Raw genomic sequence first — 16833 nt, forward strand, 5'->3', positions numbered from 1 at the left:
ACGCCCCGGGGCGTGCGCGCGTCCTCCCACGTCCGGGTCAACCTCCACGTCACCGGGGGAACTCACCGACGCCGTCCCGCACACGGTGGTCTCCTCGCCGTCCGCGATGGCGACGACCTCACGACCGCTGTGCTGCCCGTCGACCGCCCGTGGCTCCCCACGCCCCCTGCCCACGCCCCTCCACCCGGATACCGCACGCATTGGCCGGGGAGGACGGTCGGTTGCGGTCGGGTGCGGCGTGATCGGTGGGGGGCGCGCTCTGGGCGCCTCTCCTCGGCCGGTGGCCGGTGGCCGGTGGCCGGTGGGCCGGCCGAGCCGGGGCCCTCGGGAGAACCGGCCTCGGGTCTCAGGAGTGGGACAGCTGCCCGGCTCCACCGCTCCGGCGGCGTATCCGCCTCTGCCCGCGCTCCGCGGTCCGTTCCTGTCGGCGTGCCCGACGCCGCTCACGGCGCAGTGCCCGCGCGGTGCTGCTCGGCGTAGACACGACGCCGTTGCGCTGGTTCCACACCTGGCGGGTCACCCACACGTCCAGCGCGCCCCAGGTGGCCACCACGGTGCTGATCACGCTGCTGATGACCATGGGCAACGCCAGCCAGGATCCGGCCAGGGTGCACAGGAAGGCGACCATGGCCTGAAGCAGGGTGACGGCGATGAACAGCACCGCCCGCACCGCGGACCTGCGAACCGGATCCGGGAGCCGACGCCGACGGGCCGGTTCCTCGACCCACAACGGCCGGTACTCGGGCCGCCCCCGCTCTCGATCCCGCTCCGCGCGAGGTCCACCGCCACGGGCCGCTCCCGACCGGTAGGCCTGCTCGGCCCCGTCGTCGGCGGCCGGCGAGGCCGCCGGAGGACGACTCCGGCCCGTCACTCCGTGGCCCTTCACCGGCATGTCGCGATCCGGCGCCTCGGTCTCCCGCAGCGCCGTACCGCGTGTCGCCGTGCCGTCCTCGGGCGCCTCGCGCCGCTCCGCCGTGCCCATCAACGTGTCACTCCCCACCGCCGGCAGACCGCTTGCCCCCGGCTCCAAGAACCGGCTCCCCATTGGCTGCCCGGCTTGCGCTGCTTTACGCCGCCCGGGTGCGGCATGCGGCTCCTGTGGCCGATTCCGTCCCCAATTCCCAATGAGTACGACGAGTACCCCGCCCCGAAGATTCCCCAACTACGAAAAATTCTGGCCAACTCCTCCGCGGCGGCGATCGGTCCCGCCGCCGCTCGAAGACGCCTGGTCCGGGAGGCAATCTCCCGCAATGCCCGGACAACTCGCCCCGCACCGACGTTTATACGGACGTTCAGATTCCGGACGCCTCTTCGAGTTCACCGTGCGTCGGTAGTAGGCTCGCGCCGTTTGTTGACGCACATGCGTACCCCCTGCCGGTGGGGGTTCGAGCTGGGGGAGTCCATGCGCTTTCGCGGGAAGTCGATCCGCCGGAAGATCGTGGCACTGCTGCTCGTGCCGCTGGTGTCCCTGACCGCCCTCTGGGGCTTCGCCACGGTGCTCACGGGCCGCGAGGCGAGCCGCCTGTTCACGGTGTCGAACCTCGTGGAGAAGGTGGGCTACCCCATCGAGGACACCGTCCGGATCGTCCAGCAGGAACGCCGCCAGACCCTCGTCTACCTCGCCGACCCCCGCGCCTCCGACGCGCTCTCCGCCCTGCGTCGCACCCGGACCGCCACGGACGAGGCCCTCGCCGAGATCCGCGCGAACGCCAAGGATCCCGACGTGCACGAGGTCCTGGACGAGGACGACGGTGAAGGGCTCACGGCGGTGCTCGACGCCTTCGACGGCCTCGACTCCCTGCGCCGCGGTGTCGAAGAGGGGACGGTGACCCGCCCCCAGGCGTTGGATCTCTACAACCGCCTCATCGACCCCTGCTACATCCTGCTGGCCACACTGGACGTCGTCGACAGCGTGGAGATGGACAAGCAGTACCGCGCCCTCGTCAGCGTGGCCCGCGCCCGTGAGCTGCTCTCGCGGGAGGACGCCCTCCTCGGCTCCGCCCTGGTCGTGGGCCGGGTCACCCGGGACGAGATCCGTGCCGTCTCCGATCTCGAGGCCCAGCGCGACGTCGTCTACGACATCAGCCTCGCCCAACTGCCGGTCGCGGAGCGGGAACGCTACGAACGCTTCTGGAAGAACGCCACCACCGCCCCCGTGCGCACGGCGGAACTGGCCCTCGCCTCCACCGAGCCCGGTCGCATGCCGCGCGGGGTCACCGCCAAGACCTGGGACGTCGCGGTCGCGAACGTCCTCGACGAACTCGGCACCCTCGACGAGCAGGCGAACGACCGCTACCAGGACCGGGTCCGCCCCGTGGCGATCGAGGTGATCGTCAAGGCGGTCGTCGCCGGGGTCTTCGGCCTGATCGCCCTGCTCGTCTCCCTCGTCCTGTCGGTGCGCATCGGCCGCGGACTCGTCCGCGACCTGCGCCAACTGCGCCTGGAGGCGCACGAGGTGTCCGGCGTGCGGCTGCCCAGCGTCATGCGCCGCCTCTCCGCCGGCGAACAGATCGACGTCGAGACGGAGGCCCCGCGGCTGGAGTACGACAGGAACGAGATCGGCGAGGTCGGCCAGGCGCTCAACACGCTTCAGCGCGCCGCGATCGAGGCCGCCGTCAAACAGGCGGAACTGCGCTCGGGCGTCTCCGAGGTCTTCGTCAACCTCGCCCGCCGCAGCCAGGTCCTGCTGCACAAGCAGCTCACTCTGCTGGACACCATGGAGCGCCGCACCGAGGACACCGAGGAACTCGCGGACCTCTTCCGCCTCGATCACCTCACCACCCGCATGCGACGGCACGCCGAAGGCCTGGTGATCCTCTCCGGCGCCGCCCCCTCGCGGCAGTGGCGCAAGCCCATCCAGCTGATGGACATCGTGCGGGCCGCCGTCGCCGAGGTGGAGGACTACGAGCGCATCGAGGTCCGCCGTCTCCCGCGGGTCGCCGTCACCGGCCCCGCCGTCGCGGACCTCACCCACCTCGTGGCCGAACTCCTGGAGAACGCCACGGTGTTCTCCCCGCCCCACACCGCCGTCCAGGTCCTGGGCGACCGGGTGGCCAACGGCTTCACGCTGGAGATCCACGACCGTGGCCTCGGCATGGCACCCGAGGCGCTTCTGGACGCCAACCTCCGGCTCGCCGAGACGCCGGAGTTCGAGCTGTCCGACACCGACCGGCTGGGCCTCTTCGTGGTCAGCAGGCTCGCCCAGCGACAGAACGTCCGCGTCTCCCTCCAGCCTTCCCCGTACGGCGGCACGACGGCGGTCATCTTCATCCCCGACGCGCTCCTCACCGACGACGTCCCCGACACCAACGGCATCGGCTTCCGGCTCGACCGGCCCCGGCCTCCGAAGGAGCCGGAGCCCGCGAGGAGCCGCAGGTCCGCGCTGGCCCAGACGCCGGTGCAGCTCCCCGGGGCCGCTCCGCTGCTGGACGGGCCCGTCGAACTGGAGGCCCCGGTCGACCTGGACGCCTTCGGCGGCTTCCCGGCCGTCCTGGACGACGACAGCGGGGAGCGAGGCGGCCTGTTCGGCCCGAGCCGCTCCCTCACTCGCGCGCAGGACGGGCCGGCCCCCGACGCCGCCGACCAGCGCCGCCGGCCGGCCGATCCGCGGAGCGAGCCCGACCGCCCGTCGAGGGGCGGTCCGGCCGCCCCCGTGCCCCTGCCGAGCCGGAGAACGCCGAAACTGGTCAGCTCGCACGGCCGCCCGGTCGTCGGCCAGCGTTCCCGTCGCGCGGAGGCGGAGCCGGAAGCGGGCATGGGCACGGGCGCGGGCAGGGGCGAGGAACCCGCGTCGCGGCCGACGGGGCGAGGGCCGAATCAGGAGGGCCCGGCCCCGCTGCCCTCCCGCCGCCGCGGCGCGACGCCACAGATACCGCGGCGGACCGGTGCCGCCGAGCGCGCCCGCGACGGCGCGGACCAGCCGCCGCGGCCACCCGGCCCGCCGAGCCGCGGCCGGCTCACCGCCGGCCCGGACGAGGGCGCCGACCTCACGCGCGCAGCGCCCCACCACGCCGCGGACCCGACGCCGGGCACGCCCGAGGACGCCGCCGGGAGTCCGGCCGGTCCTCCCCGGGGCACCGGCAACAGCGCCCTGCCCAAGCGGGTACGGCAGGCGAACCTGGCCCCGCAGTTGCGGCAGGGAACCGAGCGAGCCGCCCAGGACCGCGCGGACCCGGCCGACCGGGACGCCGACGAGGTCCGCAGCCGCATGGCATCGCTCCAGCGTGGCTGGCAGCGCGGCCGCGCGGAGAACACCGCGGGCGACGATGCCGACAGCGGCACAGCACCACGACGAACGACAAGGGGGGATGGTCGATGACCGCACCGAAGGCGACCGGCCACACCACGACCGACAACGGCGAACTGAACTGGCTCCTCGACGACCTGGTGGAGCGCGTCGCGGGCATCCGCAAGGCCGTCGTGCTCTCCGGCGACGGCCTGCCGACGGGAGCGTCCCAGGGGCTGACCCGGGAGGACAGCGAGCACCTGGCCGCCGTCGCCTCCGGATTCCACAGCCTCGCCAAGGGCGTGGGCCGTCACTTCGAGGCCGGCAGTGTCCGCCAGACGGTCGTCGAACTCGACGAGGCCTTCCTGTTCGTCACCGCCGCCGGCGACGGCAGCTGCCTCGCCGTCCTCGCTGACGCCGACTCGGACGTCGGACTGGTGGCGTACGAGATGACGCTTCTGGTGAAGCGGGTCGGCGCACATCTGGGTACCGCCCCGCGCACCGATCTGCCCTCGGGCGGGTAGTGGGACGGTATGAGCGCAGATGGTCAGGGAAGCAGCCACTGGTTCGACGACGAGGCCGGACCGGTGGTCCGTCCGTACGCCATGACGCGTGGCCGCACCACCAGTGCGGTCCAGCACCGTCTCGACCTGATCGCCGTCGTCGTGGCCGAACCCCACGCCGACGACCCGGACGCGGACCTCGCGCTGTCCCCGGAACACGTCGACATCGTCGACCTGTGCCGGGACGCCCCCCAGTCGGTCGCCGAGCTGGCCGCCGGGCTGGACCTGCCCATCGGCGTCGTGCGCGTCCTCGTCGGGGACCTCGTGGACGCGGAGTTCGTCCATGTGAACCGGCCCGTGCCCCCGGCCGAACTGCCGGACGAGAGCATCCTGCGCGACGTGATCGATGGCCTCAGAGCACTGTGAATCGACGGCCTCAGAGCGCTGCGACAGCGCGGAAGCGAGGTGAGGACGTGGCAGGCCCACAGTTCCGGGTGGACCGGGGTGCCACCTTCGCGGACGGCGCGCGCGCCGTCCGGACGGGCGGCCGCACACCCACGACCGACTCCGCCCCACTCGGCGGCAGGGACTCCGTCGACGTCGGCCCCGGCGACGTCGACGTCATCGAAACCGCCGGCGCCGCGGCTACGGCCCACCGCCCACGACCCCACCGAGCAGGAGAAGTGACCGATGATCTTCGGGCGTTCTGAGCGCGGCAAGCCCCCGGTCGAGCCCGTCACGCTCAAGATCCTGGTGGCAGGCGGCTTCGGCGTGGGCAAGACCACCCTCGTCGGCGCCGTCAGCGAGATCAAGCCGCTGCGCACCGAGGAGTTCCTCACCGAGGCGGGCCGTCCGGTCGACGACACCACGGGCGTCGAGCGCAAGCACAGCACGACCGTCGCCATGGACTTCGGGCGCATCACCCTGCGCGAGGACCTGGTGCTGTACCTGTTCGGCACGCCCGGCCAGGAGCGCTTCTGGTTCATGTGGGACGAACTCTCCGAGGGTGCGCTGGGCGCCATCGTGCTCGTCGACACCCGCCGCCTGGAGGACTGCTTCGCGGCCGTCGACTACTTCGAGCGCCGCTCCATCCCCTTCCTCATCGGCGTCAACTGCTTCGAGGGCGCGGCCCGTCACCCCGTCGAGGACGTACGCCGGGCCCTCGACCTGGACGACGCGGTGCCGGTGCTGCTGTGCGACGCCCGTGATCGCGGTTCGGTGAAGGACGTGCTCGTCGGAGTCGTCCAGCACGCCATGGACCACGACGCCGACCGCCGCCAGACCGTCACCACCTGAGACACGCGCACAGCCGTACCCCGCGGACCGGGCGGTCCGTGACTCGCGCAGACGCACACGCGTGTGGAGGGCTCGAGCCGTCCCCGCCGTCCTGCCGCCACCCGAGGCTCTCCTCGACCGCCTCGCGCCAGTTGCGGTCCTCCCGGTCGCGGACCGGCTCACAGGGCGGACGACGCGCGCGCTCGTCCGGCTACGCGCGACGGTGCCCTCACCGCACCGCGACCACCGCCGACCCATGCCCGAACAGTCCCTGGTTGGCGGTGACGCCCACGCGCGCGTCGGCCACCTGCCGGCCGCCGGCCTGCCCCCTCAACTGCCGGGTCACCTCACAGACCTGGGCCAGGGCCTGCGCGGGAACCGCTTCTCCGAAGGAGGCCAGCCCGCCGCTCACGTTCACCGGTGTGCGACCGCCCAGCGCCGTGGCCCCTTCCCGCAGCAGCTTGGCGCCCTCCCCCTCCGCGCACAGGGCGAGATCCTCGTACCACTGCAACTCCAGGGCGGTGGACAGGTCGTAGACCTCGGCGAGCGAGAGGTCCTCGGGCCCGATGCCCGCCTCCTCGTAGGCGGCCGCGGCGATCGACGCCCTGAACGACTGTCCGGCGGGCTCCACCGCCGCCGCGGAGTCGGTGGCCATGTCCGGCAGGTCCAGCACCGTGTGGGGATAGCGCGGCGTGACCGTGGACACCGCGCGGATGCGCACCGGGTTCACCGCCCCGTGCCGCCGGGCGAAGTCCAGACTCGAGAGCACCAGGGCCGCCCCGCCGTCCGAGGTCGCGCAGATGTCGAGCAGCCTCAGCGGATCGGAGACCACGGCGGAGGCGGCCACCTCCTCGATCGTGACCCGCCCGCGGTAGCGCGCGTAGGGATTCAGCGCCCCCATGGCGGAGTTCTTCACCTTGACCTGGGCGAAATCCTCCAGCGTGTCCCCGTGCACCGCCATGCGCCGACGCGCGTACAGCCCGAAGTACGCCGGATTGGTCGCGCCGAGCACCCGGAACCGCAACCAGTCCGGGTCGTCCGGCCGGTCGCCGCCCGCCGGCCGGAAGAACCCCTTGGGCGCGGCGTCGGCCCCCACGACGAGCACGACGTCCGCGAGACCCGCGAGAATCCGCGTTCGCGCGGAGTCGATCGCCTGAGCGCCCGAGGCACACGCCGCGTACACGCTCGTCACCCGGGCGCCCTGCCAGCCCAGGGCCCTGGCGAACGTCGCCCCCGCGACGTACCCGGGGTAGCCGCCACGCACCGTGTCCGCGCCCACGATCGAGCCGATGTCCCGCCACTCCAGGCCGGCGTCGGCCAGCGCCGCGCGTGCCGCCACCACGCCGTACTCGACGAAGCGGCGCCCCCACTTGCCCCAGGGGTGCATGCCCACGCCGAGCACCGCCACCTCCGCTGTCATCCGCCCACCCCCGTCGGCCGCCAGTGCCAGGTCGTCCAGGTCGTCTCCGCGTCCTCGCCGAGCACGCCGGGGACGACCTCCACCTCCATGCCCACCGTCAGATCGGCGACGGTGACTCCGGGAGCAGCCTGTCCCAGCACCACCATCCGCTCGGACTCCAGCTCCACAGCGACCAACGCGTACGGTTCCCACGGATGTTCCGGATCAGTCACATACGGTGACGGCGGCCGGTAGCGGTTGTCCGTGTACGACCAGACGCGTCCTCGCCGCGACAGGGGGACCGCCTCCAACGCGCCCCCCGGGCACTCGGGATTGCGGCAGTGGGTGTCCTCGCGCGGGAAGAACACCGAGGCGCACCTCGTACAGCGTGTCCCGAGCAACCGGAAGTCGTCCCCGTCCCCGCTGAACCAGCCGGCGACCACGGGTGTGCGTGTACGTGACACATCCCCTCCCTGACGTCAGAAGAACTGACGGTTCGTCAGGAGTGTGGCACGCGCGCCACGAATTGGGCAGTGCGTCCCGCGCGGCGGCCGGACCCGCGTGATCGCGCCTCGGGCGGCCCGGGTGAGGGACTTGGCGGAGACCGGGAAGGCGAGGCAGCTGTCCGGGGACCCGCGCACGACGCCCGGCCTTGATCGGATACAGTCCGCGCGTGTCCGAAACTCAGCACTCCACGTTCAACTCCGTGCCCGACTCCCACTGTTCGGGCTGCGGAGCGCCTTACGGAGAGGGCGTCACCGGCTGGCCCCGCGCCTGCCCGGCCTGCGCCGCCGTCGCCTACCGGAACCCCCTGCCGGTCGCGATCGCCCTCCAGCCCGTGTACGACACGAAGGGCACCGCCCTCGTCGTCATCACCCGAACCATCGCCCCCGCGCGCGGAGGCATCGCACTGCCCGGCGGCTACGTCGACCACCGTGAGGACTGGAAGCAGGCCGTCGTCCGCGAACTGCGGGAGGAGACGGGCATCGACGCCGCGAGCCGCGACGTACGCCTCGCCGACGCGATGAGTTCGCCCGACGGCCACCTCCTGCTGTTCGGACTCCTGCCGGAACGCCCCGCGGACCGTCTGCCGGAGTCGGCCGCCACCGACGAGACGGAAGGCTGGCACCTCGTGCACAGGCCGGAGGAGCTGGCCTTCCCGCTGCACACGATCGCGGTGCGGGCGTTCTTCGAGGGCCGCTACATCTGACCCGGCCCACCGAGCCCGCGCACGCGCACCGGGTAGGACGGCTCACGCACGCCGTCCGCACCCTCCCGCTCCACGACGACCCCCCGATCGCCGTCCCACCGGGCGACGTACCGCTCGACCTCCGGCTCCTCCCAGCCGTCGCCCGTGTCCCGCACCACCAGCCCGCCCCCCGTCCGTCCCCGGTCCGGCGCCCACACCTCCAGCTCCACACCGCCGTCCTCCCCGCGCACCGGCACCACCGCCCCCGCGCGCGCGAGCACCGGTATCCGCCCCAGAGGCGCGGCGACGCACACCTGTCCCGGCCCCCGGTACGCCGTCCCCGTCGCCGTGTCGTACCAGAGCCCCCGCGGCAACTGCACCGCCCGCCGCTGCGCGCCCGGGTCCAGCACCGGCGCCACCAGAAGGCCGTCACCGAGCAGAAAGGCGTCCTCGCAGTCGCGCAACGCCCGGTCCTCCGGGGCACCCCACCACAGCGGCCGCACCGAGGGAGCCCCGGTACGCCGGGCGAGATGGGCCAGCGTCACGAAGTACGGCAACAGCCGCCGACGCTCGACGAGCGCCACGCGCACGTGCTCCAGGACCTCGGGACCGAACTCCCACGGCTCCCTACGTCCCGCCCGGCGGGCCGCGTGCGTACGGAACAGCGGCAGGTAGGCGCCCAGCTGCATCCACCGCAGATACAACTCCGGGGACGAGCCGCCGTCGAAGCCCCCGACCTCCGGCCCCGAGCACGGCACCCCGCAGAGCCCGAGCCCCAGCACCAGCGACAGCGACGCCCGCAGCCCCGGCCAGCCCGTGGTGACCTCACCGGACCAGGTACCGCCGTAGCGCTGGAGCCCCGCCCAGCCGGAGCGCGAGAACACGAACGGGCGCTCGTCGGGAAGAACCTTCCGCAAGCCCTCATAGGCCGCTTGGGCCATGCACAGCCCGTACACGTTGTGCGCCTCACGGTGATCGCCACCACGGCCCTCCAGGGCGTGCCTCGCCGACCGGGGGAGCGTCGACTCCCCGAAGGCGGTGAACGACGTGGGCTCGTTCATGCCGTGCCAGAAACCCGAGAGGCCCTGCGCGATCCCCTCCGCGTACAGCCCGCCCCACCACGCACGCACGCGCGCGTGCGTGAAGTCCGGGAACACCGACTCGCCGGCCCGTGCCGTGCCCTCCACGGGCCGCCCCGAGGCGTCCCGCACGAACACGTCCTCGACGACCCCGCTGTCGTGCACCGCGTCACCCGGCGCCGCCCGCACGGCGGGCTCGACCTGGGAGACCAGGCGGACCCCGTCCCGACGCAGCTCCTCGGCGAGCACCGAGAGCTTGGCGAAACGCTCCTGGTCGACGGCGAACACCTGACGGCCGTCCGAGGGACCGACGTCCACATGCACCACGTCGAGCGGCAGGTCGTGCTCCTGGTAGCCGGCCACGACCCGCCGCACCTCCTGCTCGCTGCCGAAGCTCCCCGCGTGATGGTGCCCGAGCGCCCAGGCAGGCGGTGTCGCCGGCGCACCGGTGAGCGAGGCCCAGGCGAGCAACACGCGCGCGGGGGTCCCTACCATCACCCAGCAGCGCAAGGGGCCGCCGTCCATCCACAGCTCGGACATCCCGACACGGTCGTGCCCGGACCCGGCCCCCTCCCGGCCCTCCCGCAACCTCACCGAGCCGTCCCAGGACGTGTCGTGGAAGGCCAGATGGGTGGCCGCGTCGGCCACCACCAGCTGCACCGGCATCGTCAGGTACAGCGGATCGTCGTCCCGATCGAACGCGCGCCCGGGATCGGTGTTCCACAGCCGGTAGGTCCCCGCACGCAGACGGGGTCCGGACGCCCGACCGCCCAGCCCGAAGAAGCGGGCGTCCGCCGCCACCTCCGACCGTTGCATCCAGCGCCCCGGACCCCCGTCCGCCGGTTCCCACCACCTCGGCGGCAGGTCCCGCCGCAGCACCACGCCACCCGGCGTGCGCACCTCGATCGCGCCGTGCCGAGAGACCACCACCGTCACCCGTTCCGCCACCAGCCGCCACCCGCCGTCCTTGTCCGGCTCCAGCACCGCCCGGGGATCGGCGTCGGGACAGCGCCCGGCCAGCGCGTACGACGGCTCGGCCGCGGCCCCGTCCCAGCCCCAGAAGACAGCACCGTTCACCGCCACCCGGATCAACAGCTCCGAGCGACTGAACCGGATCGTCCCGCCGCCGGCCCCCGGCGCCACGTCCCGCACCACCCCCGGCACCCGCGCCCGCTCGGCACCCCGCGCCGGCAGCCCCACGGCATCGGCACGCCGCCGACGCCACGCCGTTCGCACGCTGCGCAACCCCTGTGCGGCCCCCGCGGAACCGACCAGCTTCATCGAACGCACCAGGTCACGACCGTCCATGCTGCTCACCCTGTCACCCACCGCACCGCGCGCGGGGATCGTTCAACTGCCGTTCACCTGTGCCGGGGCCACATCTTCACGACACGGGCTGTGTGGGGCGCGCCCTGGTGTGGAAGTCGATCACATGGCATCGTCCGTGTCAGCCGCGTCACGCGCACACCCCAGCACGTGCGCGGTCGACGCACACGACGCGCACAGTCCGGGAGCCGCCCCATGTCGACCGTGAACCCCGAGCCGCTCTGGCGGCCCGATCCGCAGCGCATCGCCGATGCCCAGGTCACCAGGTTCCAGACCTGGGCGGCCGAACACCACGGAGCCCCGTCCGACGGGAGCTATCCGGCCCTGCACCGCTGGTCCGTCGCCGAACCCGAAACATTCTGGAAAGCCGTCACGGAGTGGTTCGACGTACGGTTCTCGACCCCGTACACGCGCGTGCTGGGCGACCGCGCCATGCCCGGCGCCGAGTGGTTCCCCGGCGCCACCCTGAACTACGCCGAGCACGCCCTCCGCGCCGCCGCCGACCGCCCGGACGAACCGGCCCTGCTGCACGTCGACGAGACCCACGAGCCCCGGCCGGTGACCTGGTCCGAACTGCGCCGCCAGGTCGGCTCCCTCGCGGCCGAACTGCGCGACCTCGGCGTCCGCCCCGGAGACCGGGTCAGCGCCTACCTGCCGAACATCCCCCAGGCCGTCGTCGCGCTCCTCGCCACGGCCGCCGTCGGCGGCGTCTGGACCTCCTGCGCCCCCGACTTCGGCGCCCGCAGCGTCCTGGACCGCTTCCAGCAGGTCGAGCCGGTCGTCCTGTTCACCGTCGACGGCTACCGCTACGGCGGCAAGGAACACGACCGCCGCGACGTGGTCGCCGAACTCCGCCGCGAACTGCCCACCCTGCGTGCCGTCGTCCACATCCCCCTCCTGGGCACCGAGACACCCGAGGGCGCCCTGGACTGGCCGGCCCTGACCGCCGCGGACCGGGAACCCACCTTCGAACAGGTCCCGTTCGACCACCCCCTGTGGGTGCTCTATTCCTCCGGCACGACCGGCCTGCCCAAGGCCATCGTCCAGTCACAGGGCGGCATCCTCGTCGAACACCTCAAACAACTCGGCCTGCACTGCGATCTCGGCCCCGGGGACCGCTTCTTCTGGTACACCTCGACCGGCTGGATGATGTGGAACTTCCTCGTCTCCGGCCTCCTCACCGGAACGACCGTCGTCCTCTACGACGGCAGCCCCGGCCACCCGGACACCGCCGCCCAGTGGCGCATCGCCGAACGCACCCGAGCCACTCTCTACGGCACTTCGGCGGCCTACGTCATGGCCTGCCGCAAGGCCGGCGTGCACCCGGCCCGCGACTTCGACCTCTCCACGGTCCGCTGCGTCGCCACCACGGGCTCGCCACTGCCGCCCGACGGCTTCCGCTGGCTGCACGACGAGGTCCGTGCCGACCTGTGGATCGCCTCCGTCAGCGGCGGCACGGACGTCTGCTCCTGCTTCGCGGGAGCCGTCCCCACCCTCCCCGTGTACACCGGCGAACTCCAGGCGCCCTGCCTCGGCACCGACCTACAGGCCTGGGACCCGAGCGGCCGCCCACTCGTCGACGAGGTCGGCGAACTCGTCGTCACCAACCCGATGCCGTCGATGCCGGTGTACTTCTGGAACGACCCCGACGGCAGCCGCTACCACGACAGCTACTTCGACACCTACCCCGGCGCATGGCGGCACGGGGACTGGATCACCCTCACCTCCCGCGGCTCCGTCGTCATCCACGGCCGGTCCGACTCCACGCTCAACCGACAGGGCGTCCGCATGGGCTCCGCCGACATCTACGAAGCCGTGGAGCGCCTGCCCGAGATCAAGGAATCCCTGGTCATCGGCATCGAACAACCCGACGGCGGCTACTGGATGCCCCTCTTCGTCCACCTGGCACCCGGAGCCGTCCTCGACGACGCGCTCCTCGACCGCGTCAAGCGGACCATTCGCGAGGAACTCTCCCCACGCCATGTTCCCGACGAGGTCATCGAGGTGCCGGGAGTGCCGCACACCCTCACCGGGAAGCGCATCGAGGTCCCCGTCAAGCGTCTCCTCCAGGGCACCCCCCTGGAAAAGGCGGTCAACCCGGGCTCCATCGACAACCTGGACCTCCTGCGCTTCTACGAGGACCTCGCCCGCAAGCGGGCCTGACCGAACGCGAAACCCCAGCTCAGGACCCGTTGTCAGTGCCGACGGTTACTGTGAGTGAGCATCGATCGACCGTGCTCACACAGGGGGAACCATGGCGCCACACACCGACCACCGGACCATGCGACGCGTCCTGCGCCGCGAGATCGCCGGCACCATCGGCCTGCTCACCGACGAACACGACTTCCGCGCCATGCGGCGTTATCGCACCTTCACCTTCGACGACCACCCGACGTATCTCCGACAGGTGGAGGACCTCCTCAAAACGCGTGCCCTCCAGGGCACCCACACCACCGTCGCCCTCTTCGACCCGCAGGAGTACGCCGACTTCTGCGCGGCGAAGGGCCTCGACCCCGACAACCCCGCCCACCGCACACGCTTCACCGCCCAACTCGCCACCACCGGCCCCACCCTCCCGTACGACGGTCAGCCGCTCGCCGACCTGGTTCCCGCCCTGGTCGACGAAGCCGTCCGACAAGCGACCTGGGAGTACGCGGCCACCCTCCTCGCCCGCCTCGGTGCCTGCGCCACCTGCGGCGAGGACATCGGCCGCGCAGCCTTCGCCCGGGCCTCCGACCTCCTCGTCCGGATCCTCGACACCGCACCGCCCGGCAACCGCCACCTGGTGTGCAGCGTCACCGGAACACCCGAGACCCTCGTCGCCGTCCTCCACGCCGACGAGGCAGCCGACGGCACCACCCCGCTCGACGAGGCCGAGTCCCTCGAGTTCACGACCGTCCTCGCCCTCGGCATCGCCACCCGCGGCCCCGGCGGCCTGGTCATGCGCACCAGCTCCGCCGGCGCCCCCGACCGCGTCTACGGCTGGCGGCTGCGCGGCGAAGGACTCGAACCGCTGACCGCCGGCGAGGTGTTCGACGCCTACTGCACCGACGTCGAATCCGGCGACCTCATCGCACCCGAGTCCGGCGTGGACTACTGCGTACCGCCCGACCTCACCCAGGACGGACAGCAGGGGCCGGCCCCGGGCCACCATCACTGAGACGCGGGAGGGGCGCCCGCCGCGAAGGCCGAGCGCCCCTCCTCACCAGCCGGACAACGGTCCGCCGCCTACTCGCCGGACAGCACCGCCTGCGCGGCCGCGCGCGCATCCTCGGCACTGTCGGTCGCACGGGCGGCCGCCGCAGCCCGCTCGCACTGAGCGAGCGTGTACTTCGCCAGCGTGGCCCGCACGTACGGGATCGACGCCGACCCCATCGACAGGGAGGTGACACCCAGCCCCGTTAGCACACACGCGAGCAGCGGGTCGGACGCGGCCTCGCCGCAGACCCCACAGCTCCTGCCCTCGGTCCTGGCCGCCTCGGCCGCCAGCGCCACCAGGTCGAGCAGCGCGGGCTGCCAGGGATCCTGGAGCCGGGACACAGCGCCCACCTGACGGTCCGCCGCGAAGGTGTACTGCGCGAGGTCGTTCGTCCCCAGGGACAGGAACTCGACCTCCCGCAGGATCGAGCGCGCCCGCAGAGCGGCGGAAGGGATCTCCACCATCGCACCGAACTTGGCCCGCAGGCCGGCCGCACGACAGGCGTCGGCGAACGCCTTGGCGTCGGCGCGGTCGGCCACCATCGGGGCCATGACCTCAAGGTGGACCGGCAGGCCCTCGGCGGCCTTCGCCAGCGCCGAGAGCTGTGTGCGCAGTACGTCGGGATGGTCCAGGAGCGTCCGCAGACCCCGCACGCCCAGCGCCGGATTCGGCTCGTCCGCCGGAGTGAGGAAGTCCAGCGGCTTGTCCGCGCCGGCGTCCAGCACCCGCACCACGACGCGCCCCTCGGGGAACGCCTCCAGCACCTGCCGGTACGCCGCGACCTGCTTCTCCTCCGACGGCGCCTTCTTGCTGTCGTCGAGGAAGAGGAACTCGGTACGGAACAGGCCGACACCCTCCGCGCCGGCCTCGACGGCGGCCGGCACATCGGCCGGCCCACCGACGTTGGCCAGCAGCGGCACCTTGTGACCGTCAGCGGTCGCGCCCGGCCCGGTCGAGGCGGACAGCGCGGCCTTCCGCTCCGCGGCCGCGGCCTCGAGCTGAGCCTTCTTGTCCTCGGTCGGGTCCACGAACACCTCGCCGCTGCTGCCGTCGACCGCGATGACGGTCCCCTCGGCAAGCTCACCGGCGCCCGGCAGCGCCACGACCGCCGGCACTCCCAGCGCCCGCGCGAGGATCGCGCTGTGGCTGGTCGGGCCACCTTCCTCGGTCACGAATCCGAGCACCAGCGTCGGGTCCAGCAGCGCGGTGTCGGCGGGCGCGAGATCCCTCGCGACCAGTACGTACGGCTCGTCGCTGTCCGGGACGCCCGGCATGGGGACGCCCAGCAGACGGGCGACGATACGATTCCGCACGTCGTCGAGGTCGGCCACCCGGCCGGCGAGGTACTCCCCGGCGTTCGCCAGCAGCTCGCGGTACGAGGCGAACGCGTCGTAGACAGCGCGCTCAGCCGTGCTGCCGACGGCGATGCGCCGCTCCACGTCCGCCATCAGCTCCGGGTCCTGCGCCATCATGGCCTGGGCTTCGAGGACCGCCTGTGCCTCGCCCCCCGCCAGATTGCCGCGCGCCATCAGATCGGCCGCCACGGCGTCCACGGCCTGGCGGGCGCGCCCCTGTTCCCGCTCCGCCTCCTCGGCCGGGATCTGCTTGGCGGGCGGTTCGAGGACCGCCGTTCCCATGTGCCGCACCTCGCCGATCGCCACACCGTGGCTCACGCCGACGCCTCGCAGCGTTGTGTCCATCTCACCCGTCTCCGATAGTGCGGCGGGTTCCGCCGCGGTGGTTGTCCTTCGCGCCGCCGTGTCCGCGGCGGTGTCGGCTCAGCGCCAGGAAAAGAGAACGTCGCCGGTCTTCACGTCGCCGTCCTCGCGGAGATCACCAAGGGCGTCGGACGTCGCCTCCAGCGCCACGATCGGGCACACCGGGGACTTGCCGGCCTCCTCGACCGCGACCGGGTTCCACCGCACGATGCCCTGCCCGCGGGTCACCGTGTCGCCCTTGTTCACGAGGAGCTCGAAGCCCTCCCCGTTCAGTTGGACGGTGTCGATGCCGAGATGCGTGAGCACGCCGTGCCCCTCGGCGTCGACCACGACGAAGGCGTGGGGGTGGAGGGAGACGATGACGCCGTCCACGGGTGCCACGGCCTCGGAGGGCTCACGCACCGGGTCGATGGCCGTACCGGGGCCGACCATGGCCCCGGAGAAGACCGGATCGGGAACTGCTGCCAGTCCGATGGCGCGTCCTGCCAACGGGGACGTCACGGTGGTCATGGGAAGCCTCCCAGGGGTGGAGATGTATAGGGCCCGTCACTACCAGTCCCGGACGGCGCACGTGCAGCAGGGTATGTCATATGAAGTACCGGTTCCGCACGAGTGATCCCGATCCGTGGTCTAGACCACTAGCCTAATCGATTTGCACGCGCTCTGCGGCCCCGTGTACAGTCGTACTCCTGCTTGAGGGTGAGCGACGCGAACAAGCGCGCTTAACCGGGCAGCACCCAACTTGTCAGATCCTAACTCTGGATCATCTTCCGCATGCCTGCGGGACGGTGGTCAGGGGGACGGAAAATGACTGGTAGAGTTGGGAACGCAAGACCGAAGGGAAGCGCCCGGAGGAAAGCCTGAGAGAGTCTCTCGGGTGAGTACAAAGGAAGCGTCCGTTCCTTGAGAACTCAACAGCG

Annotated in this window: 13 protein-coding genes; 7 read left to right on the forward strand and 6 right to left on the reverse strand. The window is 72.3% G+C overall.

What is annotated here, in order from left to right; genetic code table 11:
• Window positions 1–346 precede the first annotated feature (346 nt).
• Window positions 347–982 carry a hypothetical protein gene (locus ACFYO5_RS29735; RefSeq protein WP_388714511.1) on the reverse strand — a complete coding sequence of 212 codons (636 nt, stop codon included), beginning with the start codon at window positions 980–982 and terminating at the stop codon, window positions 347–349.
• A 420-nt stretch (window positions 983–1402) separates the two neighbouring features.
• On the opposite strand from ACFYO5_RS29735, the gene ACFYO5_RS29740 reads away from it, so the two are divergent.
• The 4 genes from ACFYO5_RS29740 (at window position 1403) to ACFYO5_RS29755 (ending at window position 6024) form a co-directional block, all read left to right on the forward strand.
• A complete protein-coding gene (locus ACFYO5_RS29740) occupies window positions 1403–4318 on the forward strand; it encodes a nitrate- and nitrite sensing domain-containing protein (protein WP_388714514.1) in 2916 nt (971 codons plus the stop codon).
• Window positions 4315–4749: a roadblock/LC7 domain-containing protein gene (locus tag ACFYO5_RS29745; protein WP_356567447.1), complete on the forward strand. Its 435-nt coding sequence runs from the start codon at window positions 4315–4317 to the stop codon at window positions 4747–4749. The genes ACFYO5_RS29740 and ACFYO5_RS29745 overlap by 4 nt, the downstream gene beginning before the upstream one ends.
• A 9-nt stretch (window positions 4750–4758) precedes the next feature.
• Entirely contained in the window at window positions 4759–5154 is a 396-nt protein-coding gene (locus ACFYO5_RS29750; protein ID WP_356567449.1) for a DUF742 domain-containing protein, read from the forward strand.
• A 264-nt stretch (window positions 5155–5418) separates the two neighbouring features.
• The gene (locus ACFYO5_RS29755) at window positions 5419–6024 is read left to right on the forward strand and encodes an ATP/GTP-binding protein (RefSeq protein ID WP_356567451.1); all 606 of its coding nucleotides are present in this window, start codon (window positions 5419–5421) and stop codon (window positions 6022–6024) included.
• Window positions 6025–6232: 208 nt separating this feature from the next.
• Here ACFYO5_RS29755 and ACFYO5_RS29760 read toward each other — a convergent pair whose 3' ends face one another.
• Both ACFYO5_RS29760 and ACFYO5_RS29765 read right to left on the reverse strand, forming a co-directional pair.
• Window positions 6233–7423, reverse strand: a complete 1191-nt coding sequence (locus ACFYO5_RS29760) for a lipid-transfer protein (RefSeq protein ID WP_388714520.1) — start codon at window positions 7421–7423, stop codon at window positions 6233–6235.
• Window positions 7420–7845: a Zn-ribbon domain-containing OB-fold protein gene (locus ACFYO5_RS29765; protein ID WP_388714569.1), complete on the reverse strand. Its 426-nt coding sequence runs from the start codon at window positions 7843–7845 to the stop codon at window positions 7420–7422. Before ACFYO5_RS29765 ends, ACFYO5_RS29760 begins: the two co-directional genes overlap by 4 nt.
• Before the next feature lie 230 nt (window positions 7846–8075).
• Here ACFYO5_RS29765 and ACFYO5_RS29770 point away from each other — a divergent pair, with 230 nt between their 5' ends.
• Window positions 8076–8612, forward strand: a complete 537-nt coding sequence (locus ACFYO5_RS29770; protein ID WP_388714523.1) for an NUDIX domain-containing protein — start codon at window positions 8076–8078, stop codon at window positions 8610–8612.
• On the opposite strand, the gene ACFYO5_RS29775 is transcribed toward ACFYO5_RS29770, so the two are convergent.
• Window positions 8603–10978, reverse strand: a complete 2376-nt coding sequence (locus ACFYO5_RS29775; protein WP_388714527.1) for a glycoside hydrolase family 31 protein — start codon at window positions 10976–10978, stop codon at window positions 8603–8605. The genes ACFYO5_RS29770 and ACFYO5_RS29775 overlap by 10 nt on opposite strands.
• A gap of 213 nt (window positions 10979–11191) precedes the next feature.
• Here ACFYO5_RS29775 and ACFYO5_RS29780 point away from each other — a divergent pair, with 213 nt between their 5' ends.
• Window positions 11192–13159 carry an acetoacetate--CoA ligase gene (locus ACFYO5_RS29780; RefSeq protein ID WP_388714529.1) on the forward strand — a complete coding sequence of 656 codons (1968 nt, stop codon included), beginning with the start codon at window positions 11192–11194 and terminating at the stop codon, window positions 13157–13159.
• A gap of 91 nt (window positions 13160–13250) precedes the next feature.
• Entirely contained in the window at window positions 13251–14156 is a 906-nt protein-coding gene (locus ACFYO5_RS29785) for a hypothetical protein (RefSeq protein ID WP_388714532.1), read from the forward strand.
• Between the two features lie 68 nt (window positions 14157–14224).
• On the opposite strand, the gene ptsP is transcribed toward ACFYO5_RS29785, so the two are convergent.
• Window positions 14225–15895, reverse strand: coding sequence for a phosphoenolpyruvate--protein phosphotransferase (gene ptsP / locus ACFYO5_RS29790; RefSeq protein ID WP_356567463.1), 1671 nt, complete (start codon window positions 15893–15895; stop codon window positions 14225–14227).
• 78 nt (window positions 15896–15973) lie between these two features.
• Window positions 15974–16423 carry a PTS glucose transporter subunit IIA gene (locus tag ACFYO5_RS29795; RefSeq protein ID WP_356567465.1) on the reverse strand — a complete coding sequence of 150 codons (450 nt, stop codon included), beginning with the start codon at window positions 16421–16423 and terminating at the stop codon, window positions 15974–15976.
• Between the last annotated feature and the right edge of the window lie 410 nt (window positions 16424–16833).

This window comes from Streptomyces sp. NPDC006259, from assembly GCF_042870975.1.
Taxonomy (GTDB): Bacteria; Actinomycetota; Actinomycetes; order Streptomycetales; family Streptomycetaceae; genus Streptomyces.